1 tRNA gene and 1 rRNA gene are annotated in these 329 nt (G+C 48.9%); both read left to right on the forward strand.

From position 1 onward, the window contains the following. A 5S ribosomal RNA gene (rrf, locus tag BZJ21_RS16945) occupies positions 1–81 on the forward strand; the annotation flags it as partial. A gap of 160 nt (positions 82–241) precedes the next feature. Further along, a tRNA-Asp gene (locus BZJ21_RS15775) sits at positions 242–318 on the forward strand. The last annotated feature ends 11 nt before the right edge of the window (positions 319–329 follow it).

Raw genomic sequence — 329 nt, forward strand, 5'->3', positions numbered from 1 at the left:
CATGCCGAACTCAGTAGTGAAACGAAGCAGCGCCGATGGTAGTGTGGGGTCTCCCCATGTGAGAGTAGGACATCGCCAGGCTTTGATTATAAATTGCGCCTATTGCTTGTGATTTTTGATAGCTGCGATGCTCATGTATTGGCATACACTGTGCGTCTCGCTTCAAAACTCCCTGCGCATAGCTCGCAATTTAATCATCAAAGCAGATAAATGTAAGACTTTGATGAAAAAGAATTGGTGCGGAGTGGTAGTTCAGTTGGTTAGAATACCGGCCTGTCACGCCGGGGGTCGCGGGTTCGAGTCCCGTCCACTCCGCCACTACTTAGAAA

Source organism: Salinivibrio costicola subsp. alcaliphilus (genome assembly GCF_001996185.1).
Lineage (GTDB): Bacteria > Pseudomonadota > Gammaproteobacteria > Enterobacterales > Vibrionaceae > Salinivibrio > Salinivibrio costicola.